Source organism: Thermoanaerobaculia bacterium (assembly GCA_018057705.1).
In the GTDB taxonomy this organism is placed as follows: domain Bacteria; phylum Acidobacteriota; class Thermoanaerobaculia; order Multivoradales; family JAGPDF01; genus JAGPDF01.
Genome location: JAGPDF010000055.1, coordinates 1 through 23,386, shown reverse-complemented (window position 1 = coordinate 23,386; position 23,386 = coordinate 1). Strand labels below are relative to the sequence as shown.

The window sequence follows — 23,386 nt, the reverse complement described above, 5'->3', positions numbered from 1 at the left end:
TCGTGGTCCGGCGCATAGCGCGCCCGAGCGCGGGCGCTACCGTGCTAACTTCGCACAAACTTTCCTTGAAGGGTGATGCATGGATGGCTGTCTGCCGGTTCTGGCTCTTGTCGGTCTCGTTGCGGCGATTGCGTTTCTGCTGCGCTTCTGGGGAAGGCTCACGGCGATCGAAGGCTGGTCGCGCGAAGCGGACATCTGGCATCGGTCTGTCGCCACCCGAGTTCAGGCTCTCGAGGCCGAGCTGGCCCGGCTGCGGGCGTCGGGAGCGAGTCCGGCGGCAGGGGTCGCAGCGAATGCTCCCTCGGCACCGGCTCCCGCCCCGGCTCCCGCCCCGGCTTCGCCTGCGCCAACGGCGCCAGTTCCAGCCGCGGCCGCCGCACCGGCGGTAGCGCTGGCGCCACCGAGCCCGCAGAAGCCGTCAGTCCCGGCCGCCGAGCCGGGCTCGATGCCGGCGGATGCGGTGCGGCCGGTTCCCCCGTTGCCGCGCGCCGCGGCTCCGCTGCCGGCCTCGGTTCCGCCGCCCAAGGCGACGGTCCTCGCCGCCCGCGACACAGCCGGCCTGGAGCGCCCGGGAGCGCCAGCGACCACTCCCGAAGCGGCGGAGGCGGCGACCGAGGCCCTGCCGAAGAGTCCTCCGCCAGCGCCGGAAAAGGCGCCGGGAGCCGCGCCGGTCACTTCTTTCAGCGGCGGTGTTGCCGGCGCGGCTGCCAAGCCGGCCTTCGACTGGGAGGCGCTCGTCGGGGTGCGCCTCTTCTCGTGGATCGCCGGCGTCGCCCTGGTTCTCGCGGCGCTCTTCTTCCTGCGATACTCCGTCGAGCAGGGCTGGCTGGGACCGCCGGTGCGCATGGCGATCGGCATCGCCACCGGAATCGCCCTGCTCGTCGTCTGCGAGCTCAAAGCGGCGCGGCGCTATGCGGTCACCGCCAATGCCATGGATGCCGCCGGCATAGCCATCCTCTTCGCCTCGTTCTACTCCGGCCACGCGCTCTGGCACCTCGTCGGCGCCGGGCCCACCTTCGCCCTGCTTGCGCTGGTGACGGCGGTCGCGGTGTTGCTCGCCATTCGTCGGAACTCGATCTTCATCGCCCTGCTTGGACTGCTCGGCGGTTTCGCGACGCCGGCTCTGCTCGCCACCGGCGAGGACCGTCCGATCGGTCTCTTCGGCTACCTGCTCTTGCTCAACGTGGGCCTCACCTGGGTCGCGTATCGCCGCCGATGGGCGCTACTGCAGGCTCTGGCGCTCGCCCTCACGGCGGTCTACCAGATCGGCTGGGCGGCGAAGTTCCTGACCGAGGCGAAGCTGCCGCTGGCGATAGGCATCTTCGCGTTGTTCTCGCTGGTCGCCTTCGTCGCCCTGCTTGTGGCCGAGCGCGGTAAGCGAACCCCGGCAGGGACGCGACTCGCGAGCGACGAAGCCGAGCCGACGCTGTTCGAAGGCGCGACCTACCTGAGCGCCGGCGTGCCGCTATTCTTCGCCTCCTTTCTTGCTGCGGTGCCAGCGTACGGCGCGCACGCCGGACTCCTGTTCGGGTTTCTCGCCCTGGCGGTCTTCGGGCTGTTCGCCATCGCGACCTATCGCGGCCCCGAGATGCTGCACCTTGCGGGCGGTGGCGCGGCGATGCTCGTCACCGTTCTCTGGCTCACCCGCTCCTACGACAGTGGCTTCTGGCCGCTCGTGCTCCTTCCGCTCGCCGGTTTCGCCGGCTTCTTTCTTGCTTCGCCCTTCCTCGCGCGAGCTCTCGGCCGTCCCTTCGCCGGCTCGGGCCGCTTCGGGGCGCTCGCTGGCGCAATGCTTCTCTTCGCCTTCCCGATACTCCTCGCGCGCGAGCCCGCGACCGCTGACCCGCTGCTCGCGTTCGGGGTCCTGCTCGGACTGCTCGGCCTCGCCGCATGGGCGGCGATCGAGCTCGAGGAGGGCCCGGTCTACCTTGTCGCCGCCTTCTTCGGTATCGCCAGCGAGGCGGTCTGGTCAGCGCTGCGTCTGACGTCGGAGCGCCGGCTCGAGGCCTACGCCCTCTACGCTTGCCTGGCGCTGTTCTATCTCGGCGTGCCGTTTCTCGCGCGCCGGCGCAGGCGTCGGCTGGCGCCCGAAGGTGGAGGAGCGCTGCTGCTCTTCGCCAGCATCCTGCTGCTCTTCTTCCTCACCAGCGGCCCGACCGCAGCGGGGAATCTCGCCGGGCTCTCCTTCCTGCTCGCGCTACTCAATCTCGGGCTCTTCCTCGAAGGGCGAGGCGGACGGATGCCGCTCGTCGCGGTCGCCGGATCGGTAGTGTCCTGGCTCGTGCTCGCCAGATGGTGGAGCGCTGTACCGCTCGCCGACCATGCGCTCGGAGCGCTCGCCGCGGTGGGCGGTTTCGGCGTGCTCACCGTCGCCGGAAGTGCCGCTCTTCTCGCCCGCCGGGCGACCGTCGCGCGCGGCGCAGAGGCGCGTGGCATCCCCGACCAGGCGATCTGGGTCGGCCTGGTGGGTCACGTCTTCCTGCTCTTCGCCGCCAGCCGACCAGAGCTCGCGCTACCGCCCTGGCCGCTCCTTGCCGTTCTCCTGCTGCTCGATCTCGCGCTGGCGGTCGCCGCGCTCAAGGCGAAGCGCGGGCCTCTGCTGCTCGGGGCCCTCGCTGCCTCCCAGGCGGTCCTCGGAGTCTGGCTGAGTACCGCTTCGGGCTCACCCTGGCCGCAGGTCGCGCTGGGTTCCGCGATCGGAATTGCCGCGCTAGGGCTCGGAGCACTCGCGCTCGCGCCGCGCTTCGCTTCGACCGAGGAGGTGAGGGAGCGTTTCGCGGTCGCGGCTGCGGTGGGGCTCCTCGGAGCGCAAGCGGTGTCGATCTTCGCGACGCTGTCGCCGGGCGCTCCCGGGTTCGCCTGGCTGATTTCGGGGACGCTCGCGCTGCTCCTGGCTGAGCTCCGGTTGGGAGCCCGGCGTGACTGGGAGGGGTTTGCACTCCTCGCCGTCGTGCCCGCAGTCGGCGCGGCGGCGGCTTTCGGACGGTCGCTCGGCGGTGTCGAGTCAGGCGCCGCCGCTGCACCCTGGTGGCAGAGCCTCCTCTTCGCGGGCTTCGTCTGGCTGCCGTTCCTCGGAGCGAGCCTACGAGTCGATCTGAGCTCGCGCCGGGTGAAACCCACTCTTTTCGCCGCCGTGCTCGCCGGTGCCGGTCTCTTCGTCGTCGCCCGCGGCGCCATGCTGCGCGGCGGACTGGCCGAGGTCATCGGCCTCCTGCCCGTCGTGCAGGCGCTGCTGCTCGTGCCGCTGCTTGTGCGTCTCGTGCGCAGTACGGATTTCGCCGACCTCCCGCAGCAGCGAAAGGGCGACGCGACGGGCCGCCTGGCACTGGTAGCCGGGACGATGCTCGCGTTCATCACCATCGCCATTCCGATGCAGCTCGAGAAGCAGTGGATCACTCTCGGTTGGGCCCTCCTCGGCGCGGCGCTTGCCTGGTTGCACCGGCGCGTGCCACACCCGAGCCTCGTCCTGTGGACGGTCGGGCTCGAGCTCGCGGCTTTCGCGCGCCTGGCTTTGAATCCGGCGGTTCTCGCTTACCATCCGCGCGAGGGACCGCCGATCTTCAACTGGTTTCTCTATGCCTACCTCGTGGCGGCGCTCGCCATGCTGGCTTCAGCCTGGTGGTTGCGCGACGAGCGCCCGGACTGGACGCCCTTGCCGGTCGCGCCCAGCCTGGCCACCGGGGGCACGATTCTCCTCTTCCTCCTGCTCAACATCGAGATCGCCGACTTCTTCTCGACCGGCGAGACGCTCACCTTCGGCTTCCTCGGCGGCCACGCCGGCCTGCCGGAGGACCTCGCGTACACCATCGGCTGGGCGCTCTTCGCCATTGCACTCCTCTTCGCTGGGTTGGTCGGGCGCCAGAAGTCGGTGCGGGTCTGCGCCATCGCCTTGCTCGCGCTGACCGTCTGCAAAGCGTTCCTGCATGACACCTGGCGTCTCGGCGGCCTCTACCGGGTCGGTTCGCTGGTCGGGCTTGCGGTGAGTCTGGCGCTGGTTGCTCTGGTACTGCAGAAGTTCGTCTTCCGTGCCGGCCTCGAGGAGCGCGGGGAGTAGCGTGCCGCTCGCGCTCGCTTCGCCGGCTCCGCTGGCTCAATTGACTCCACTGCGAGTGCTGGTCGCCGGCCTCTTGTGCGCCGGAGGTTTGGCGCTTGCTCCAGCCGCTCAGGCGGGCGCCGACGGTTTCACGGTCGAGCGTCGCCTGCAGCCCGGCGCCAGCGGTCCGAACCGGGTCGCGCTGGACGAGGAGCTCCTGGCGCGAGCGAAGCCGGTTCGCTATGCCGACACCGCCCCCGGGGCGCCGCCGGTCGCGGGCCTGGAGGACCTTCGCTTCTTCGACGCCGGCGGGCGTGAGGTGCCGTACCTTCTCATGCTGCCGCGGGCCGCCAGGGAACGGTCGCTCGATGGTGCCGTGTTGGCGATCTTGCCCACCAAGAACGAGAGTGGCTTCGAAGTCGATCTGGGAGCGGTCGAGAACGTCGACCGACTGACGCTCGAAGGGCTGCCATCACCGCTCCTCAAGCGCTTCCGGCTGGAGGGCAGCGGCGACCGCCGGCGCTGGGTAGCGCTGATCCCCGAAGGCACGGTCTTCGACCTGCCGGCCGAGGGGCTGCGTCTGCTGGATGCGGAGTTTTCTGCTGGTCCCTACCGCTTTCTGCGCTGGACCTGGAACGACGCCACGAGCGGCCGGGTACGGCCGCCGACTTCGGCCCGGGTCCGTCTGCTCGAGCGCTCCGAGCCGCCGCCGGCGACAACCGTCCGGCTCGCCGTCGAGCGCCGGCCGAGCGAGCCGCGCGTCAGCCGCTTCCACCTTCGTCTTCCCGGTCGTGATCTGCCGATCGACGCTCTGGTGCTCGAAGTGGCTCCGGGCGACTTGCTCCGGCAGGCCACCGTCACGGAGCCGCGTTTCGCCACCAGGGGCGTCGAGCCGGCACCCCTCGGCGAGGCCGTGCTGCGGCGCTCGTCGCATGCCGGGCAGGTGGCCGCGGCACTCGCGATTCCGATCGTGCGGCCGCGCGAGTCCGGGCTCGATCTCACGGTCCAGGACGGCGACAGCGGGCCTCTGCGACTGGACGGCGCGGTGGCGCGCCTGCGCCCGTTGCCGTGGATCTACTTCGAGAGCCCGGACGGGGCCGAGATCGTGGCCCGTTTCGGCAAGCCGTCGGCGATGGCGCCGCGCTACGACCTCGAGGCTTCGCGCGGAGCGGCTGCGTCCGCCATCGCAGCGACGGCGACCTGGGGTGCCTCGCGGGTCGAGAACGCCTCGCCGTCCGCGGCCTCCGCCCTCGCGCCGCCCATGGGCGGAACGCTCGCGACCGGCGCCTTCCGCTTCGAGCGCGTCCTGGCGGCGACCGGCGATGGGCTTCTGCAGCTGCCGCTCGACGCGGCAGTGTTGGCGCATGCCCACGGGCTCGCCGATCTGCGACTGGTGACGGACGACGGCACGCAGGTGCCGTTTCTGCTCGAGCGGCGCGCCGAGCCGCTGGAGATTCGCCTGGCGATCGACTCCGCGCGCAGAGCGGATGGGAGCGCAGGAACTGGCGGTCCGACAGAGGGCACGGTCTCGCGGTACACGATCCTGCTCCCATTCGCCGGGCTCCCGGCGTCGCGACTAGCGATCGCGACGTCGTCGCGGCTCTTCGCTCGCGAGGTCGTTCTGCAGGCGGCAGTCGTCGATGCGGCAACGGGTGGCGAGCGTTGGAATGTGGTGGCGCACCTCGCCTGGCGCCATACGGATCCGGAGCTCGAAGCGCCGGAGCTGGCGATCGACCTTCCGGCGCTCGCGGGCGACCGTCTCCGCGTCGAGGTGGAGGAGGGAGACAACAGCCCGCTGCCCCTCTCCGGCGCGCGGCTCCTGCTGCCTTCGTGGAGGCTGCGGTTCTTCGGTACCGGCACGCCCTTGCGACTTCTCTACGGCGACTCCCGGCTCGCCCCGCCCCGCTACGACCTCGAGCTGCTCGCGCCGCGACTGGTCGGAGTCGAGGGCAGGGAGCTCGTGTTACCCGACGAACGGCCGCTCGCCGCCGGGAACACGCCCATGCGGTCGGGGCGCTGGTTCTGGATCGGACTGGGCGGTGCTGTGCTCGTGCTGCTCGCGCTGCTCGCGCGACTCCTGCGCGGCGCGCCGCCAGCCGCTGCGAACTCCTAGCGACCGGCTCTCCGATTCGGCCCTCGGCTTCACCAGGCGATCGCGACGGTCTGGCGGAGGTGCTTCGTACTCGCGAGCTGGTCGAGAACGAAATGGGCGACGTCGGCGCGCGCGATCCGCACCGTCCAGATCGGGTTGCCGATCGTCGGGCCGGTGCGCCACGCCCCGCGCGGCCTGCCGTTGGTGAGCGCGCCGGGGCGGACGATCGTCCAGTCGAGTTCGCTCGAACGGATGAGCCGCTCCTGGCGCCGCTTGTCCCAGAAGTAGAACTGCAAGATGACCGGAGTGACGAAGAGCGTGTAGTAGAGGCCCATGCGCCACCAGCTGTCGCCGACGCCGAGCGCGCTCATGCCGATGTAACGACGGACGCCGTGGCGCTCCATCGCCTGAAGGAGATTGCGTGTCCCGTCGGAGAGGATCCGGGTCGGAATCATGAACCGCTTGTGGCCCAGGGCCGAAAGGACCGCCTCCTGCCCGGCGACCGCGGCATCGACCGAAACAGGATCGAGGACGTCCCCCTGCACGACGCGGAGGTGCTCGTGGCGCAGCGCGAGCTTCGCGGTGTCGCGGACCAGAGCCGTGACCTCGTGTCCGCGCGCGAGCGCCTGCGCGAGCAGTGCCCGCCCTGTCCCTCCGGAGGCTCCGACGATGAGGACTCTCATCCAGCCAGCGTATACCGGGGAAGTGACGGCCGGGCGCTATCCGCCGGCGATCGCGCCGACGACCAGGAGCGGCTCGCTGCCGGCCACGACAGCGGCGGGGAGAGGGAGGTCGGTCGGCTCGTTCGAGAGGTCCTCCATGCAGGCGAAGAAGCGCAGAAACGGCCGGCGCTGCCGCGTGACGTGATCGCGGATGGTGCCGCGCAGCACGGGGAACGAGGCCTCGAGCGCGTCGAGCACCGTAGCGACCGTCACCGGGTCGTGGACCTCGAGGGCGACCTCGCCGCCCACCCCGGCTAGCGTCCGCAGATGAGCGGGGAGGGCGACGCGGATCCGGCGGGCGGCGGCGGTCACAGCCATCACGGCAGGGTCTGGACCTCGACCGAGAGCACCGCCGGCAGGTCGCGCGCGATGGCGGTCCAATGGTCGCCGCCGTCCGGCGAGGCGTAGACCTGGCCGCCGGTGGTCCCGAAGTAGATGCCGCAGCTGTCGAGCGAGTCCACCGCCATCGCCTCGCGCAGCACGTTGACGTAGCAGTCCTTCTGCGGCAGGCCGTGCGTGAGCGCCTCCCATTCGTTGCCGCCGCTCCTGCTGCGGTAGACGCGGAGCCTGCCCTCCGGCGGATAGTGCAGCGAGTCGCTCTCGATCGGCACGACGTAGATCGTCTCCGGCTCGTGCGCGTGGACGTCGATCGGAAATCCGAAGTCGGAGGGCAGGTTTCCACTCACCTCGTGCCAGGACTCGCCGGCGTCGTCGCTCCTCATGACGTCCCAGTGCTTCTGCATGAAGAGCGTCTGCGGCCGCGAAGGATGCATCGCGATGCGGTGCACGCAGTGGCCGACCTCGGCGGTCGGGTCGGGCATGAACTCCGACTTGAGGCCCCGGTTCACCGGCCGCCAGGTCGTGCCGGCATCGTCGCTCCGGAAGACGCCGGCGGCGGAGATGGCGATGAAGATCCGGCCGGGGTGGACCGTATCGAGGAGGATCGTGTGCAGTCCCATGCCGCCCGCGCCGGGCTGCCAGCGCGCCCCGGACTCGTGACCGCGGAGGCCCGCGAGCTCGAGCCAGGTCCGCCCACCGTCGGTGGTCCGGAAGAGAGCGGCGTCCTCGACGCCGGCGTACACCGTGTCGGGGTCGCTGAGCGAAGGCTCGAGGTGCCAGACGCGCTTGAACTCCCACGGATGCTGGGTGCCGTCGTACCAGAGGTGGGTGCCGGGGGTGCCGTCGTAGGCGAACTGGTTGCCGACCGCCTCCCAGCTCTGGCCGCCGTCGTCGGAGCGCTGGATGACCTGCCCGAACCAGCCGGAGGACTGCGAGGCGTAGAGCCGGTTCGGGTCGGCCGGCGAGCCTTTGAGGTGGTAGATCTCCCAACCGCCGAAGAGGGGCCCGGCGATATTCCACTTGTCACGCTTGCCGTCGGCCGTCAGCACGAATGCGCCCTTTTTCGTCCCCACCAAAACACGAACTCCGCTCATGGCGTTCTCCTCGTCGAATCGGTTCGGGGATTGTACGGAATTCCCACCCGGGAGGTTTGCCTCAGCCTGATGCCAGGCCGCCTGCGACTTCGGTCGTCAGCGAGTCGAGCAACACTCCCCAGCCATGCAGCCGGCCCTCGGGGCCGTCGGAGACGCCGTCGAGGTAGGCACCCTGCTCCGTGAAGGTCAGCCGCGTCCCTTCGGCGTGCGGTTCGAAGAGGACGGTCGCGAGAGAAACCGAGTGCCGGGTGTCGCCCACGAACATGTCGTAGGCGTAGATGATGCGCCGGTTGGGGACGATGTCGCGGAAGATCGTCTCGTTGCGGTGAACCGTTTCGCCCTGCGGCCCGCCGCGCCAGATCTCGCGGCCACCGACCTGAAAGTCGAGTCTGTATTCGAGGATCTCCCAGCGCTCGACGATGGCGAACCAGCGCGCCTTGGACTTCTGGTCAGCCCAGGCGGAGAAGACGCGCTCCGGAGAGGCCGGGTAGATTCGTTCGAGGGTGAAAGTGCCGTGAACGACGGATCGCTGGGTCATTCTCCGTTCTCCTTTGCGGGTCGCTTGCGTTGAGAGGAAGGCGGGTCATCGTCCGACTGCGCCAGGAACTCGCCCAGGCGATCGAGGCGCTTCTCCCATGTCGTCCGGCGCTCGCTGATCCAGCTCTCGGCCGAGCGCAGCGCCTGCGGCTCGACCTGGCAGGTGCGGACTCGCCCGACCTTGCGCGACGAGACGAGGCCAGAAGCCTCCAGCACCTGGAGATGCTGGAAGACCGCCGGCAGCGACATCGCGAGCGGCGCCGCGAGCTCCGAGACCGAGGCCGGCCCGCGCGTCAGCCGTTCGACGATCCCTCGGCGGGTCGGATCGGCGAGGGCCTGAAACACCAGATCGAGCGGCGGTCTCGTGGGGGCTGCGGTCTGTTGGTTAAGCATGTGCTTAAGTATATTCAGAAACGGCTGACTGTCAATCCACGCCAACCGGCGAAGGCGAGGGACCTCGAGCGCCGGCCGCGTGCTCGGGCGCGAGGGTTGGCACGCTCCGTGTACTCTCTCGTCCAAGGGCACCGGAGCGTTCCGTCGCCTCCCGATTTGGGGAACTCGTTCCCCAAATCGACAGGTGCAAGCGAACTCAGGAGAGCAGATGCGATATCCGCGAGGCAGAGCCGGTGATAGAAGATTCTCTCGGGCGTGTATCGCTCTGTGTGGCGTTCTCTTCGCTCTCGCCGCCGCCGCGCAACCTCCGCTGCCGGAGGGCGTTCCGGGCGCGCGCGCGCGGGCGATGGTCGCGATCCTGACCGGGCCGGCCGACGACGCGGCGGCGATCGAGCCGCTCGTGGCGGCGAACTGGGCGGCCTCCGCGCTCGCTCAGCGTCCGGCGAGCGAGCGGGCGAAGGCGCTTGCCGGCGTGCGCGTGGATCTCGGAGCCGCGCAACTGGTGCGAATCGTGCGCCAGAACGCCGACGAGCTGCAGATGATCTTCCGCTCGCAGGCGAAAGGGCTCTGGTTGACGGTCGGGATGAAGCTCGAGCCCGGGTCGCCGGGCGGCATCGTCTCGGCCTCGATGCAGCTCGACTCGAACCCACCGGCCGATGCCGGCGCAGCCGCGGGCCCGAGGCTCTCTCCCGCGCAGGCGATCGCGCAGGCGGCGGCGCGGATCGACGAGCTCGCGGCGCAGGATGCCTTCTCCGGCGTTGTTCTGATCGCCCACGACGGCAGGGTCGAGCTCGAGAAGGCGGCGGGGATGGCAGATCGCGAGCGTGGAGTCCCGAACGGCGCGTCGACACGCTTCAACATCGGGTCGATCACCAAGGCTTTCACCCGAGTGCTGATCTCCGCGCTCGCGGCGGAAGGGAAGCTCGCACTCGACGACACGCTCATTCGCCATCTGCCCGATTATCCGGATCGGTCGATCGCCGAGCAGGTCACGCTGCGCCAGTTGATCGAGCACCGCGCAGGGCTCGGAGACATCTTCAACGAGCGCTTCACGCCGGAGGTCTCCTCGGGGCTGCGCACGCTCAGCGATCATCTGACTCTCTTCACGGGCAAGCCGCTCGAGTTCGAGCCCGGGACCGCGCAGCGCTATTCGAACGCCGGCTATGTCGTCCTCGGCCTGGTAGTCGAGCGGATCACGGGCATGAGCTTCGCCGACGCGGCGCGCGAGCGGATCTTCGCACCGGCTGGAATGGCGGCTTCCGGTTGGCTCCGGCGCGACGCCTTGCCCGGCGACGCTGCGGTCGGCTACACCCGCGAGGGCTGGCAGGAGGAGGCGCAGGGTCGGCGACTGCCGGATCCTCCAACCCGCTCGCGAGCGCCGCTGGCGCCGCGCCACGCGAATTCTCTGGACCTGCCGGCGATCGGCAGCTCCGCCGGCGGGAGCTACTCCTCCGCGCGGGATCTGCTGGCTTTCGATCGCGCGCTCGCTGCCAAGCGGTTGGGTGCACCGGAGAGCTACGCGCAACAGGGCGGCCTCGGTGCCGCCGGCGGGACGGTCGGCGCCAATGCGACGCTGGAGAGTGACTGGGGCAGCGGCTGGACCGTCATCGTGCTCGAGAATATCGACCCACCTGCCGCCGAGCGCCTGACGCGCGAGCTCCGGGAGCTCGTCGCACGCATCGAGACGGTTCCGGGCGGCTGATCCGTCGGAATCAGAGGTAACCGAGGGCGCGCAGCTGGCGCTCGGTTTCGCGCGCGGCTTCGAGGGCGGCTTCGGGGGTGGGGCTCTGTTCGGCGAGGGCGCGGCGCAGGGCGGCGGCGGTGCGGCGCTCGGCGGGGGCGAGATCGACGCGCTCGCCCGGGTCTTGCACGAGGTCGAAGAGCCGGAGCTCCCCGGCCGTTTCGTTCACCATCAGCTTGTGGCGCCCGTCGAACGCCGCACGCCATCCGGAGAAGGCGCTGGTCTGCAGCCTCGCCGGCGGCGCCTCGCCGCGCTCGATCAGGGCGGCGAGCGAGCGCCCGGCGAAGGCCTTTTCTCCGGCCGTGACGCCGGCGAGATCGAGCAGCGTCGGCACGATGTCGAGGTTCTCGGAGAGGGCGTCGCGGACCGCGCCCTGCGGGATACCCGGGCCGGCGAGAATCCAGGGGGTGCGGATCTCGGTGTCGTAGAGCGAACGGCAGTGGGCGAGGGTGCCGTGCTCGAGGAAGCTCTCGCCGTGGTCGGCGGCGATGGCGACGATCGTACCGCGGGGCGGCGCGGCGTTCTCGAAGGCCTCGACGAGCTCGCCGATCCGCGCGTCCACGAAGGCGATCTCGTCGTCGTAGAGGTCCACCCAGTGCGCGATGTCCGCGGCATCGACTCCCGCGGGCTCGCCGCGGTCGAGGCGGGCGGCCGCGGCGTGCGAGATGCCGGCGCGCACTTCCGGCTTCAGGTTCTTCAGCCCACCGCGCCGGGCGAAACGCTTCCTTCCTTTGCCGGGCGCCTGGTAGGGACCGTGCGGATCGATGTAATGCAGCAGGAAGAAGACCGGTTCGCCGGTCCGATGTCGCGCCAGCGCCGCGAGCGCGCGGTCGTTGATGCAGCGAGCGTCCTTCCAGACGCAGTCGTCGTCGAAGAGCTGGAAGCCCCGACCGAAGCCGCCAGCCTGGTTGAACTGGCTCGGGTTCCTGCGCACGATCGGACTGGCGGAGAAGGCGGCGGTGATGTAGCCGTCGCCACGCAGGAGCTCTGCGACCGAGGTCACCCCGGACGGAATACTCATGTCTCCCTGGGGTTGGCCGAAAAAGGTCTCGACCGGCCGGGAGGTGAGCAGCGAATTCATCGAAGGAAAGGTGCACGGCGCCTGGGCGCGATGGCGGTCGAAGCGCATCCCGCGCGCCGCCAGCGCGTCGATCGCCGGCGAGGTCGGCCGCGCATAGCCGTAGGCCGAGAGATGGTCGGCACGCAGCGTGTCGACGACGATGAGGAGGATGTTGGGCCTCACTCCGGCGACCGGACTCTTCGACGACGACTGCTCCCCGGCGCGGGGAGCACACGAGAGGCTCCAGGCGAGCAGGCCGCACAGGGCCAGTCTGGACGCGCGTTTCGACATCGGCACCGCAAGCCTAACGTGAGTTCACCAGCGGGGTAGAATCCGGCGCCTCATGACCGGAGGAGCGAACATGGCGAGCGACGCGCAGTGGTACGTGGCGGTGAACGGTCAGCAGGAGGGGCCGATGTCGGCGGATGAGGTGGCGGGACGGGTGCGCGCGGGGCGGCTGGACCGCAACGCTCATGTGTTCAGCGCCGGGTTGAAGAACTGGGTGGCGATCACCGCCGTGCCGGAGTTCGCGAGCGCCTTCGGCGGCGCGAGCGGCGCGCCGCCGCCGCCCCCGCCGAGCAGCGCGGCCGGTCGAGGCAAGGCGCACGAGATCGACTTCGAGGTACACGGTGAGGAGATGCAGTACGTCGAGATCACGCTCGATCCGCAGGAGGCCTGCGTTGCCGAGGCCGGGGCCTTCTTCTACATGGATCCGGGGATCGAGATGGAGACGATCTTCGGCGACGGGTCGCAGCAGAGTGAGGGCAGCGACCTCCTCGGCAAGCTGTTCTCCGCCGGCAAGCGCGTCCTGACCGGCGAGTCGCTCTTCATGACGGTGTTCTCGAACCAGGGTGCGGCGCGCCAGAAGGTCGCCTTCGCCTCGCCCTACCCGGGCAAGATCGTGGCGCTCGACTTGAAGACGCTGGGCGGTCAGATGCTCTGCCAGAAGGACGCCTTCCTGTGCGCGGCCAAGGGGATCTCCGTCGGCATTGCCTTCCAAAAGCGGCTCGGCGCCGGCCTCTTCGGCGGCGAGGGCTTCATCCTGCAGAAGCTCGATGGCGACGGCCTCGCCTTCCTCCATGCCTGCGGCACGATTCTCGAACGTGAGCTCGCCCCGGGCGAGACGCTGCGCGTCGACACCGGCTGCCTGGTGGCCTTCGAGCCGCGCGTCCAGTACGACATCCAGATGGTCAAGGGGGTGAAGACCTTCCTGTTCGGCGGCGAGGGGCTCTTCTACGCCACCGTCACCGGCCCGGGCAAGGTCTGGCTGCAGTCGCTGCCGTTCTCACGCCTCGCGGCGCGTGTCGTCGCCGCGTCGGGCATCGCCCGTGGCCGCCGCGAGGAGGGCTCGGTACTCGGGCCGCTGGGGAATCTGCTGGATGGAGACCGCTAGCTGGCGATCGGTTGTGGACCGAGACCGTTCGCCAACGGTCGCGATCCGACGGTGACCGTTCGCTAACGGTCTCCGTGCGACGCAGGCTGCGCGCCAACGGACTCTTCGGCAGGCGAGTGGCTGGCGGGCCCTCCGTCCAGCCGCGGGTCACCCGCCGGAGAGGCGTGGTTGGCGCTGCTCGGCAGGGCTACGGAAGGCGCAGCCGCCTTTTCGGGTTCCGGGACGGCGGCACTGCCGAGGAGAAGCCAGGCTGCGGTCCATTGGGTGGGGGTGTGTCGGAAGGCGGTACGCACGTGGGAGCCTCGCTGGGAAAGTGAAGGGTCTCTGATCCTGGAAGCGCAAAGGGGCGCCGGCGGAGGCCAGGCGGGCGAAGTGGGGGCGCCCGCATGGGGTTAGAATCGCGGCACCATGGCGGCCCTGGAGATACGCAAGACCTACAAGCTCTATGTCGGCGGGGAGTTCGTGCGCTCGGAGTCGGGGCACTACGACGAGGCGCTCGATGCCAAGGGGCGGCACCGCGCCAACCTCTGCCGCGCCTCGCGCAAGGACCTGCGCGACGCGGTCCTCAAGGCGCGTGCGGTGCAAGAGAAGTGGGCCTCGTCGAGCGGCTATCTGCGGGGGCAGATCCTCTATCGCATGGCCGAGATGATGGAGAGCCGCGTCCCGGCGTTCGAGGCCGCGCTCCGCGGCGGGGGCGGGAGCGCCGCCGCGGCGCGCCGCGAGGTCCGCGCCTCGATCGACCGCATCGTGCACTTCGCCGGCTGGTCCGACAAGTACCAGGCGCTGCTCTCGTCGGTCAATCCGGTCGCCTCCTCCTACTTCGACTTCTCGCTGCCGGAGCCGACTGGCGTCGTCGGCGTGGTGGCGCCCGAGAGTCCCGCGCTCCTCGGCCTGGTCTCGCACGTCCTGCCAGTCATCGTGAGCGGCAACAGTTGCGTGGTGCTGCTGTCTCCGAGCGATCCGATCCCGGGTCTCGAGTGGGCCGAGGTCCTGGCGACGAGCGATCTGCCGGGCGGCGTGGTGAATCTCCTCTCCGGCCCGCGATCGGAGACCCTGCCGCACCTCGCGCGCCACATGGACGTGAACGCCCTGGCTCTCGCCGGCCTGCCGAAAGAGGTCGAGATCGCCACCCGCCAGGACGCCGCCGTCAACGTCAAGCGCGTCAGCTGCTACGCCCTCGGCGACTACGCCGCCGAGCAGACCGAACGCCTCGACCTCATCCGCGCCTTCACCGAGACCAAGACCACCTGGCATCCGGTCGGCTGGTAGCGGGTTCTCGAAGAGGGTTCGGGCGAGCTCCTCGACGGGATGGGTGAGCCGTTCGACTGCCGGGCCTTCCGTTCCGCAGCCCTCAGCCTCCGTCGACCGCCGGCGCGGCCGTCACTGCAAGCGCTCGAGAGGGACCGGCGATCGGCAGGATTCTGGTTTGAAGTAAGATCTCCTTGTTTCCGGGAATGCACTCCATGACGACCCTCGCCAAGAAGACCTCGAAAAACCAGCTCACCCTTCCCAAGGCGGTGGTCGATCGCTTCCCTGGCGTCGACTATTTTGAGGTGAGTGCTGACGGGGATCGGATCCTGCTCAAGCCGGTGCGCCTCGGCGGCGGCGACGAGGTGCGGAAGCGGCTCGCCGAGGCGGAGATCGGGCCGGCTGATATCGCCGCAGCGATCCGAGCGGCCCGCCAGCGCCGCCCGTGATCTCGGCGGTCTTCGACACCGGCGTCGTCGTTTCCGCACTGCTCTTCCGCTCCGGACCGGTGACACGTCTGCGCGCGCACTGGTCTTCGGGCCGAGTGGAAGCGCTGGTCTGCCGCGAGACGGTGGGAGAGCTCGTTCGCGTTCTCGCCTACCCCGAGTTCGCTCTCGCTGCCCCCGACGTGGAGCTGCTGCTCACCGAGTACCTGCCCGGCACCCGATCTGTTCGGCTGCCGTCCGCGCCTCGAGCTCCCCTGCCGCGCTGCCGCGACGCCGCCGATCAGATCTTTCTCGAGCTTGCACTCGCGGGTGCCGCTGAAGTCCTGGTCAGCGGCGACCGCGACCTCCTCGCCCTGTCCGGGAAGACGCCCTTCGCCATTGAAAGCGTCGCCGCCTGGCTCGCGCGGTTCGAGGCGCTCCGCTAGACAGGCTTGCGCTCGCCGAGTCGCTGTCGGAGGACGCTCTGCTCCCAGAGGCACCTATGGCGCCTTCGGGTCGCAGGTTCCGCTGGTAGGATCTCCGAAACTTTTCTTCGGGGGATGGCATGAGCGACGAGCAGCAGCCTTACGTGCCGGCAGGGTCGACGATGGCCGAGCTTACGGTGAAGGCCGTCGTGCTCGGCGTGGTGCTGGCGGCGATCATGGGCGCGGCCAACGCCTACCTGGCGCTCAAGGCGGGGCAGACCGTTTCGGCGACCTTCCCGGCGGCAATTCTGGCCCTCGCGGCGTTCCGGCTGCCGTTCTTCCGGGGCACGATCCTCGAGCAGAACGTCGCCCGCGCCGCGGGCACCGTCGGCGAGGCGCTCGCGGCCGGCGCGATCTTCACGATTCCGGCCTTCCTCCTCGTCACGGTGAACGGCGAGCGCCTGTGGACCGAGTTCGACTACTGGCAGACCAGCCTGATCCTGCTCATCGGCGGCATCCTCGGCGTCCTGTTCATCACCCTGCTCCGGCGGACGCTCGCGGTCGAGGCGGCGCTGCCGTTCCCGGAGAGCAAGGCCTGCGCGGCGATCGTCCGCGCCGGCCAGGCCGGAGCGACCGGCGCCAAGTACGTTTTCGGCGCGATGGGCCTCGGCATGCTCATCCAGATCTTCAAGGACGGCGCGGGCCTGCGCCTCTTCCGCGAGTCGGTCGAGGTCTTCAGGCAGTTGCCATCGTCGGTCATCCACCACTTCGATTCGTCGCGTGTGCCGCTGGGCGACGTCCAGCATCGGGGCGCGGTCGCCTTCGCCACGCCGTCGATCTCGCCGGCGCTCATCGGCGTTGGCTACATCATCGGCTTCGAGCTCTCGGCGATCAACTTCTCGGGTGGCGTGCTCGCCTGGCTGGTCTTCATTCCGCTCGCTTTCTTCCTCGATCCGAACCTCGCCGCGAACCTCTCGGCCGGCGGCGTCGCCCCGGCCGAGGGCGAGCTGATCTTCTCGGTCTGGTACAACATCGTACGGCCGGTGGCGGTCGGCGCGATGCTGGTCGGCGCGGCGAACACCATGTGGGGCATGCGCTCTTCGATCGGCCAGGCCTTCGCCGGCGCCTTCAAGCGTAGCCACGCCGGGACCGAGAAGTCGCGCCTCGATCGCGACCTCGATTCACGCGGGATCCTGCTCGGCATCGTCGGTCTGACCATCCCGATGACGTGGATCTACTGGAACTTCACCCACAATCTCGTCGGCGCCATCGTCGCCGCTGTGGTCATGCTGGTGCTGGGCTTTCTGCTCTCGGCGGTCGGCGGCTACCTCGTCGGCCTGGTGGGCGGCTCGAACCAGCCGGTCTCCGGCTTGACGCTCTCGGCGCTCATCCTCGCGGCGTTGCTCATGGTCGCCTTCGGCGTGACCGGATTGCAGGGTGTCGGCGCGGTCCTCGGGGTCTCGGCGGTCGTCTGCTGCGCGATCTGCGTCTCCGGCAGCCTCATTCAGGACCTGAAGGTCGGGCACCTGCTCGGTGGCACGCCGAAGAAGATGGAGATCGCCGAGATCATCGCCACGATCACCACCGCCTTCGTGCTCGTCTTCCCGATGCTCTGGCTGCACCAGGCGAACATCAAGCAGGGTGGCATCGGCATCGGCGATCGCGAGCTCTCCGCGCCGCAGGCCGGCCTCATGGCGCAGCTCGCGCAAGGGATCGTCGGCGGCGAGATGCCATGGGGTCTCATTCTTTTCGGTATGTGCTTCTCGCTGGCGTTGATCCTGATGAAGGCGCCGTCGCCGACGCTCATCGCCGTCGGCATGTACCTGCCATTCGAGACCACCGGCGCGATTTTCGTCGGTGGCTGCATCAAGTGGCTGGCGGACAAGCTGGCGGCTCGCCGCGGTATCGCGGGCGAGAGCTTCGACAGCTTCGGCTCGCTGGTGGCCTCGGGCCTGATCGCCGGCGAGTCGCTGACCGGCGTGATGATGGCCGGGATCGTGCTGCTCTCGGAGAGCTTCAAGTCGATCACCTACAGCCTCTTCGGCGTCGAGCAGTTCGCCTGGGTGGCCGGCCCTGCCGGCGCCTGGGCGTCGCTCGTGGCGCTCGCGGCGATCATCTGGGTGCTGGTGAAAATCCCGCTCGACAACGCCAAACCCAGCGCCGCCTGAAGCGGCGGATCGCGCAGCGGCGGCGCTCAGGCCGTTTCGACGACGCGCCCCGTGCTGGCGTGGTGGAGGCCGATCTCGAACTCGATCATGCCGGCGCGGAAGCGGTCGCCGGGGTGGAGTTGGACGGCGTCGACGCGGCGCTCGCCGACCAGGACGCCGTTGGTCGAGCCGAGGTCGACGAGGTAGACCTCGTCGTCGTCGAGCGCCACCCGCAGGTGCTGCGTCGACATCGTCGGATCTGGAAAGGCGAGGGTGTTCGACGTCGCGTCGCGACCGATGTCGACGGCGCGGTCGGGCGGCAGACGGTAGGAGCGCGGCTCCTTGCCCGGTTCACGGACCGTGAGGATGACTTCAGCGGTCAGGACGAGGGTGCGCTCGATCGAGTCCGAGAACGGCAGACGCTGGAACTCCGCGGTCTCGTCGAGCGAGACTTCGAACAGGCCATGGGGGCGGACGACGGGGCGCAGGCGGACGCGCGCGATCTGGACCTCGTCGATCGGCTGTGGCGCCTTGAACGGGGAGATCGCCGATACCGCCGGTACCGGAGACACCGCCAGGACTCCAGGCGCGGTTCCGTCGCCCGGAGCGGTCGCGGCGGCCGGCCACTGCACGCCCGGCTGGGTGCCGCGATCGGGCTCCGACGACTCGTTCGCGGCGGAGGCGCTGCGACGTCGCGCCAACAGAAAGCCGAGGACGACGCCGAGGGCCGCTACGGCGGCGCCGAGCGCCAGCAGCCAACTGGAGGCCGGCTGACCCGAATCGGGCGCCGGCCGCGGCGATTCGGCGGTCGCCGGGGCGGGTACGGGCGCGACGGGCGCCGGCTTGGGCGCCCGCGCGGCCTGCTCGGCGGCGATGTCGCCGCGCAGGGTCTGGATTCCCGAAAGGACGGCCGCGCCGTCGGCCGCCGCGACCCGACCCGCGTACTGCCCCCCGGTGAGGAGAGCCAGACGTCGGAGCGTGCGCTCGTCGGCGCGGCCGGCGCCGATCGTCACCAGCCGCACCCCGCGTTCGCTGGCGAGGCGGGCGGCGTCCTCCAGAGTGGTCGCCGAGTTCTCGTCGAGCCCGTCCGAGAGGAGCACCAGCACACCGCCGCTCCCCAGGGCGCGCACGCCTTCGATCAGGCCGTCATTCAGCACCGTGAATCGGCCGGCAGGGGTCATGGCGTCGAGCGCCTCCGCGCCGCCGGCCGCACCAGGACGGGCGAGCCACCGCACCTCATCGTCGAAGACCAGGATCCCGGGCTTCGCCGCCCCCGGCAGGCCGGCCAGAAGCACCTTGGCGAAGTCGCTCGTGGCGCGGCTCTCGGCGGCGGAGAGCGAACGGCTGGAGTCGAGAGCCAGGACGACCGGGACCTCCTGCGCCATCCCTGCAGTCGCGCCGATGAGCGCGAGCGCCATCGTCAGCATCCGTATCGGAACGCGCCGTGTGAGCGCCGGCGATCTGTATCTCTTGGCGAACGGGATCATGACCGCTTCTCCTTCTTGGCGAGCATAGACCCTCCCGCCGGGAGTCCCAAGAGATGGCCTGGGAACAGGTTCTGGAACTTCATCGAGCTCCCCCGGCCGCCGGGACGCCGGACCGGGTCGAGATCGAGCCGCGCGCGGGCGAGATCGACGAAAAGGAGTGCCGGAAGGAGCACCGTCAGGCGGCGGCCATCTGAAGTTGGGCAGGATGGGGCATTGCAGACTCCTCCAGAGGGCGGAGTCTGCAATGGGTGTGCCGTCGGGTCGGTCGCCGCAGGGGCCCCCCCGGCGGCGATCGACATCCGCCGCCCGAGTCTCCGCCGAGGCGGCGACTCCGGCGCCTTCGGCTACTGTGCCGCAGGCACCGGGGCGCGGAGCAGCAGCACTCCGGCTGGCTTCGCGCTCCCGGTATAGCCCTCGACCCAGAGGGCGAGTCGCCCGTCGAGCGCAACCGCGACATGTCCGAGGTCGCTCTGGTCCGCCGCCGACCACTCGAGGCGCATCTGCTGCCCGACCTCGGCCGCCTCGATCCAACTGCTCCGCCCGCCGCCGACGACTTCGAGCGTCAGCTCCAGCGGGCCGTTCGGGTCGAGGCGACGGGCCTCGACGGAGAAGAGCGGCTTGCCCGCGGCATCAGTCGCAACGGCGACCGACGTCGCGGCGAAAGCCTCCCCGGCCTTCATGGCGGCGAAGTCGTAACCGAAGTCGGCTTCCGAGCTTCCACCGGCGATCTCGAAGCTGGCGTAGGCCTCGAAGGACAGCGGCACGGTCGACGACCAGGCCGAGCTGTCGCCACTCTCGAAGCCGTCGAGGAACAGCTCGTTCGACAGCGCGGAGGTGTCGGTGGCCGAGTTGTTGGCCGGGTTCGGATCCGAGCCGCCGCCGTTCACCGTCGCCGTAGCGGTATTCGTCAGCGTTCCGGTCGCGGAGGGCGACACGGTGCAACTGGCGGTGTAGGTCACGCTCCCGCCGACCGGAAGGTTGGCGTTTTCGTTGACGTTGCCGACCACCGGGCCCGGGGTGCAGGAGCCGCCGCCCGCCCCGACGCAGGTCGTGGCGCAGCTCGTGAGCGTTGCCGGGAAGAGGTCGAGGACCCCCACGGTCGGCGCCGCGCTCGGACCGGCGTTCGTGACGACGATCGTGTACGTCACCGGTGCTCCCGGGGTCGCGGTGGGCGAGCCGTCGGTCTTGGTGATGGAAACGTCCGCCGACGGCGTCAGGGTGTCGTTGTCGGTCGCCGTGTTATTCGCCGGCGCCGGATCCGTCACGCCGCCGCCCACGGTCGCCGTGGCCGTGTTGCTCAGTGCGCCGGTGGCCGTCGGCGAGATGTCGCAGTTGGTGGAATAGGTCGCCGTGCCACCCACCAGGAGGCTGGCGACGTCGTTGATGTTGCCCATCACCGGTCCGGCGGCGCAGCTGCTGCCGGCGGAAGCGACACAGGCAGTCGTGCAGCTGGTCAGCGCGGGCGGGAAGTTGTCGACGACCGTCACAATCGGTGCTGCGCTCGGGCCGGCGTTCGAGACGACGGTGGTGTAGGTCACCGACATTCCCGGGATTGCGGTTGCCGAGCCGTCTGTCTTGGTGATCCCGACGTTCGCCAGCACGAGCAGCGTATCGTTGTCGGTGGCCGAGTTGTTGGCATTGTTGGGATCGGACGTGGCTCCGGTACCAGTCACCGTCGCGGTGTTCACCAGGCTTCCGGTGGCGGAGCCGGAGATCGTGCAGCTCGCCGTGTAGGTGACCGAGCCGCCGACCGGGAGGTTGGCGCTGTCGTTGATGTCGCCCGATCCAGCGGCGGTGCAGGTGCCGCCTCCCGCGCCGGCGCAGGTCCAGGTGCAGGTGAGCGTCGCCGCGAAGGTGTCGGCCACGGTCACTGCCGGTTCGGGATCCGGGCCGGCGTTCGAGGCCACGATGGTGTAGGTCACCGTGCCGCCGGGAGTCGCCGTGGTGACGCCGTCGGTCTTGGTGATCGCGAGATCGGCCACGGGGAAGAGGCCGACGAGCACCGGATCGTGGTCGGAGGCGCGGTAGGGCGACGCCGGCTGGAAGAGGACGCGCGGTGGGACGAGGGCGGATCCGTCCGGCTTCTCTTCGAAGGTCGACTCGCCGACGTCCTTGATCTCGTCGTTGTAGTCGAGCAGGCTCGCCTCGTCGGCGTTGATGTGCCAGGCGCCGACGCCGGTGACCTGCGACGTCAGGCTGGCGCTCGAGAAGGCGTAGTCGAGGTGCCCGAGCTGGCCGTCGAAGAGATACGAGTAGGCCGCGGGTCCGAGGAGGGCGGTCTCGAGATCGGTGTAGCCCCCCCCGGTGAGGGTGGTGATCGGCGTCTCCTGGGCGTAGGAATTGAAATCGCCCAGGAGGAGGATGTCGGGGTCTCCCGCCGCCGGCAAAACCGTCGCGGAGATCCACGTCAGCAGTCGGCTGGCCTGCAAGGTGCGCGTGGCGTTCGAGAACCCGGCGCCGTCGCCGGCGTCGGCGTCACCGGGCAGGCCGGCGCTCGATCCCTTCGACTTCAGGTGGTTGGCGATGACCGTGAAGCGCTCGCCGAAAGCCGGATTCGTGACATCGGCGACATCGAACGTCTGCGCGGTCGGCGGCCGGTCGTGGATCGCATCGGTATCGGAGAGCGGCGCGCCGACCGGCGCCAGGACACCGGTGCGATAGATCAGCGCGACCCGGATGGCGTCGGTGCCGAGAGCGCCGCCGGTGCTGACGAAGGCGTACGGCTGGGCGCCGCCGCAGCGGGTGTTGACCGCGCCGACGAGGTCGGTGATGGCGGCCGAGGCGTTGTCGTTTTCGAGCTCGCCGAAACCGTAGACGTCGGCGTCGAGGTCGCAGATCACGATCGAAGCGCGCTCGCGCTGGCGGTTGAGCTCGGCGACGCTGTCGGCGCCGCGGCAGTCGAGCGTTCCGCCCGGTCCGCAGGGGCCGCTGCTGGTGCTGGCGGTGGTGTCGATGGTGGTGAAGTAGTTGAGCAGGTTCATGCCGACGGCGCGGATGGCGCCGCCGACCGCGGGCGGCGTCGCCGGCCGCGGGTTGGCGACCGTGAAGGCGGCCGGGTTCGCCGCCGTCGGCCGGATCCGCCAGGCGTCGGTGCCCGTCGCCCCGGCGAACGACCAGTCGAGGACGCCGGTGAGGCCGTTGACGAGGTCGCCGCCGCGGAAGAAGTCGGTGCCCTGCGTGCCGACGGAGAAGCCGCCGTTGGCGACCGGCGGATAGACGAACTGGAAGCCGTTCGCGTCGAGCAGCGAGACGTTCTGGCTGTTGTCGTCGTCGTCGAGGATGACCCGGCGGCGGTCGAGGGCTTCGAGGTGCGCGGTGTAGCCCGGAACGCTCGGCGGGAACATCTCGGTGAACTGGCGCGGCCGGCCGCCCTCGAAGAGCTCGATCTGTCCGTAGCGCGCGAGCTCGAAGTACTCGGCGACCGCGAGGCTGTCGACGAAGGTGACCTTCATCCCCTCGCGCGCCTCGTAGAAGTCGTTGATGACGCCGACGATCGGCAGGTCGATCGTTGCCGGCGTCACCAGGGCGAGGTTGTTGCCGGCGTCGGTGACGACGACTGCGCCGGCGGTGGTGGCGGTCATCTCGGTGTTGCCGAAAAACTCGCCGACCGTGGCGGTGACGCGCACCCGCTGGCCCTCGGCAACCGCTGTCGGGCAGGTGCTGCAGAAGACGAAGATGCCTTCGGAGGTCGCGGGATCGGCGTCGGCGTCGGTGTCCTCCTCCTGGAGGAAGAAGCCGGAGAGCTGGGTGGCGGCCTGGAAGTCGGCGGTCACCACCCCTTCGACCTGGACGACCGTCGCCGGCGGAATCGGCGTCGCGGCCCCGTTGCCCTGCAGGTCGTGGATGTAGGAGATCGCGAAGTCGTCGTTCGTGATCGTGCCCTGTCCCTGGCCGTCGGTCACCACGGCACCGGTGACGTTGGTGACGTTGACGAAGAGGGTCTCGTTCGACTCGATGGCGGCGTCGCCGTTGACCTGGACGGTGAAGGAGGAGGTCGAGTTCCCGGCGAGAATTGTCTGTCCGGTGAGCGACTGGGCGACGTAGTCGGTGTCCTCGGTGCCGGGGTTGCCGTCCTGGGCCGTGCCGTCGGCGGTGGCGATGTCGAAGGTGACGCCTCCGACCCCGGCCGGCGAGGAAAGGCTGACGGTGAAGGTGAAGTTCGTCGTGCCGGTGTTGCCTTCGTTCAAGGAGACGTCGTCGACCGAGAGATTGGCCGGGCCGCCGCCCTGCGGCGTGACCGAAAGGTCGTC

The 23,386-nt window shown here is 69.9% G+C and carries 17 protein-coding genes; 9 read left to right on the top strand and 8 right to left on the bottom strand.

All coding sequences use genetic code 11. The annotated features are described in order from the left end of the window. The first annotated feature begins 79 nt into the window (after nucleotides 1-79). Both KBI44_15350 and KBI44_15345 read left to right on the top strand, forming a co-directional pair. Nucleotides 80-4,054, top strand: a complete 3,975-nt coding sequence (locus KBI44_15350; GenBank protein MBP9145858.1) for a DUF2339 domain-containing protein — start codon at nucleotides 80-82, stop codon at nucleotides 4,052-4,054. A gap of 40 nt (nucleotides 4,055-4,094) precedes the next feature. After that, entirely contained in the window at nucleotides 4,095-6,146 is a 2,052-nt protein-coding gene (locus tag KBI44_15345) for a DUF3999 family protein (protein ID MBP9145857.1), read from the top strand. Nucleotides 6,147-6,175: 29 nt separating this feature from the next. On the opposite strand, the gene KBI44_15340 is transcribed toward KBI44_15345, so the two are convergent. The 5 genes from KBI44_15340 to KBI44_15320 form a co-directional block, all read right to left on the bottom strand. Continuing rightward, complete coding sequence (locus KBI44_15340; GenBank protein MBP9145856.1) at nucleotides 6,176-6,808, bottom strand: SDR family oxidoreductase; 633 nt, start codon at nucleotides 6,806-6,808, stop codon at nucleotides 6,176-6,178. Between the two features lie 36 nt (nucleotides 6,809-6,844). Continuing rightward, entirely contained in the window at nucleotides 6,845-7,165 is a 321-nt protein-coding gene (locus tag KBI44_15335; GenBank protein ID MBP9145855.1) for a MoaD/ThiS family protein, read from the bottom strand. Then, complete coding sequence (locus tag KBI44_15330; GenBank protein MBP9145854.1) at nucleotides 7,165-8,280, bottom strand: exo-alpha-sialidase; 1,116 nt, start codon at nucleotides 8,278-8,280, stop codon at nucleotides 7,165-7,167. The genes KBI44_15335 and KBI44_15330 overlap by 1 nt, the downstream gene beginning before the upstream one ends. Nucleotides 8,281-8,341: 61 nt before the next feature. Continuing rightward, on the bottom strand, nucleotides 8,342-8,818 hold the full coding sequence (locus KBI44_15325; GenBank protein ID MBP9145853.1) for an SRPBCC family protein: 477 nt from the start codon (nucleotides 8,816-8,818) through the stop codon (nucleotides 8,342-8,344). Next, the gene (locus tag KBI44_15320) at nucleotides 8,815-9,210 is read right to left on the bottom strand and encodes a helix-turn-helix transcriptional regulator (protein MBP9145852.1); all 396 of its coding nucleotides are present in this window, start codon (nucleotides 9,208-9,210) and stop codon (nucleotides 8,815-8,817) included. The genes KBI44_15325 and KBI44_15320 overlap by 4 nt, the downstream gene beginning before the upstream one ends. Before the next feature lie 346 nt (nucleotides 9,211-9,556). On the opposite strand from KBI44_15320, the gene KBI44_15315 reads away from it, so the two are divergent. Beyond that, a complete protein-coding gene (locus KBI44_15315) occupies nucleotides 9,557-10,912 on the top strand; it encodes a beta-lactamase family protein (protein MBP9145851.1) in 1,356 nt (451 codons plus the stop codon). 10 nt (nucleotides 10,913-10,922) lie between these two features. Here KBI44_15315 and KBI44_15310 read toward each other — a convergent pair whose 3' ends face one another. Then, nucleotides 10,923-12,302: a sulfatase gene (locus KBI44_15310; protein MBP9145850.1), complete on the bottom strand. Its 1,380-nt coding sequence runs from the start codon at nucleotides 12,300-12,302 to the stop codon at nucleotides 10,923-10,925. 70 nt (nucleotides 12,303-12,372) lie between these two features. On the opposite strand from KBI44_15310, the gene KBI44_15305 reads away from it, so the two are divergent. The 5 genes from KBI44_15305 to KBI44_15285 all read left to right on the top strand — a co-directional run bounded on the left by KBI44_15305 (nucleotide 12,373) and on the right by KBI44_15285 (nucleotide 17,670). Then, complete coding sequence (locus KBI44_15305; GenBank protein MBP9145849.1) at nucleotides 12,373-13,404, top strand: TIGR00266 family protein; 1,032 nt, start codon at nucleotides 12,373-12,375, stop codon at nucleotides 13,402-13,404. A 408-nt stretch (nucleotides 13,405-13,812) separates the two neighbouring features. Beyond that, entirely contained in the window at nucleotides 13,813-14,673 is an 861-nt protein-coding gene (locus tag KBI44_15300; protein ID MBP9145848.1) for an aldehyde dehydrogenase family protein, read from the top strand. Between the two features lie 194 nt (nucleotides 14,674-14,867). Next, the gene (locus tag KBI44_15295) at nucleotides 14,868-15,101 is read left to right on the top strand and encodes an AbrB/MazE/SpoVT family DNA-binding domain-containing protein (protein ID MBP9145847.1); all 234 of its coding nucleotides are present in this window, start codon (nucleotides 14,868-14,870) and stop codon (nucleotides 15,099-15,101) included. Further along, nucleotides 15,098-15,523 carry a putative toxin-antitoxin system toxin component, PIN family gene (locus KBI44_15290; protein MBP9145846.1) on the top strand — a complete coding sequence of 142 codons (426 nt, stop codon included), beginning with the start codon at nucleotides 15,098-15,100 and terminating at the stop codon, nucleotides 15,521-15,523. Before KBI44_15295 ends, KBI44_15290 begins: the two co-directional genes overlap by 4 nt. A gap of 119 nt (nucleotides 15,524-15,642) precedes the next feature. Then, entirely contained in the window at nucleotides 15,643-17,670 is a 2,028-nt protein-coding gene (locus KBI44_15285) for an oligopeptide transporter, OPT family (GenBank protein ID MBP9145845.1), read from the top strand. 26 nt (nucleotides 17,671-17,696) lie between these two features. On the opposite strand, the gene KBI44_15280 is transcribed toward KBI44_15285, so the two are convergent. Further along, a complete protein-coding gene (locus KBI44_15280; protein ID MBP9145844.1) occupies nucleotides 17,697-19,136 on the bottom strand; it encodes an FHA domain-containing protein in 1,440 nt (479 codons plus the stop codon). Nucleotides 19,137-19,189: 53 nt separating this feature from the next. On the opposite strand from KBI44_15280, the gene KBI44_15275 reads away from it, so the two are divergent. Then, nucleotides 19,190-19,330 (top strand): hypothetical protein, encoded by a 141-nt coding sequence (locus KBI44_15275; GenBank protein MBP9145843.1) that lies wholly within the window; start codon nucleotides 19,190-19,192, stop codon nucleotides 19,328-19,330. Between the two features lie 150 nt (nucleotides 19,331-19,480). Here the strand turns inward: KBI44_15275 and KBI44_15270 are convergent. After that, nucleotides 19,481-23,386, bottom strand: a 3,906-nt coding sequence (locus tag KBI44_15270) for an ExeM/NucH family extracellular endonuclease (protein ID MBP9145842.1), incomplete at its 5' end; no start/stop codon positions are given.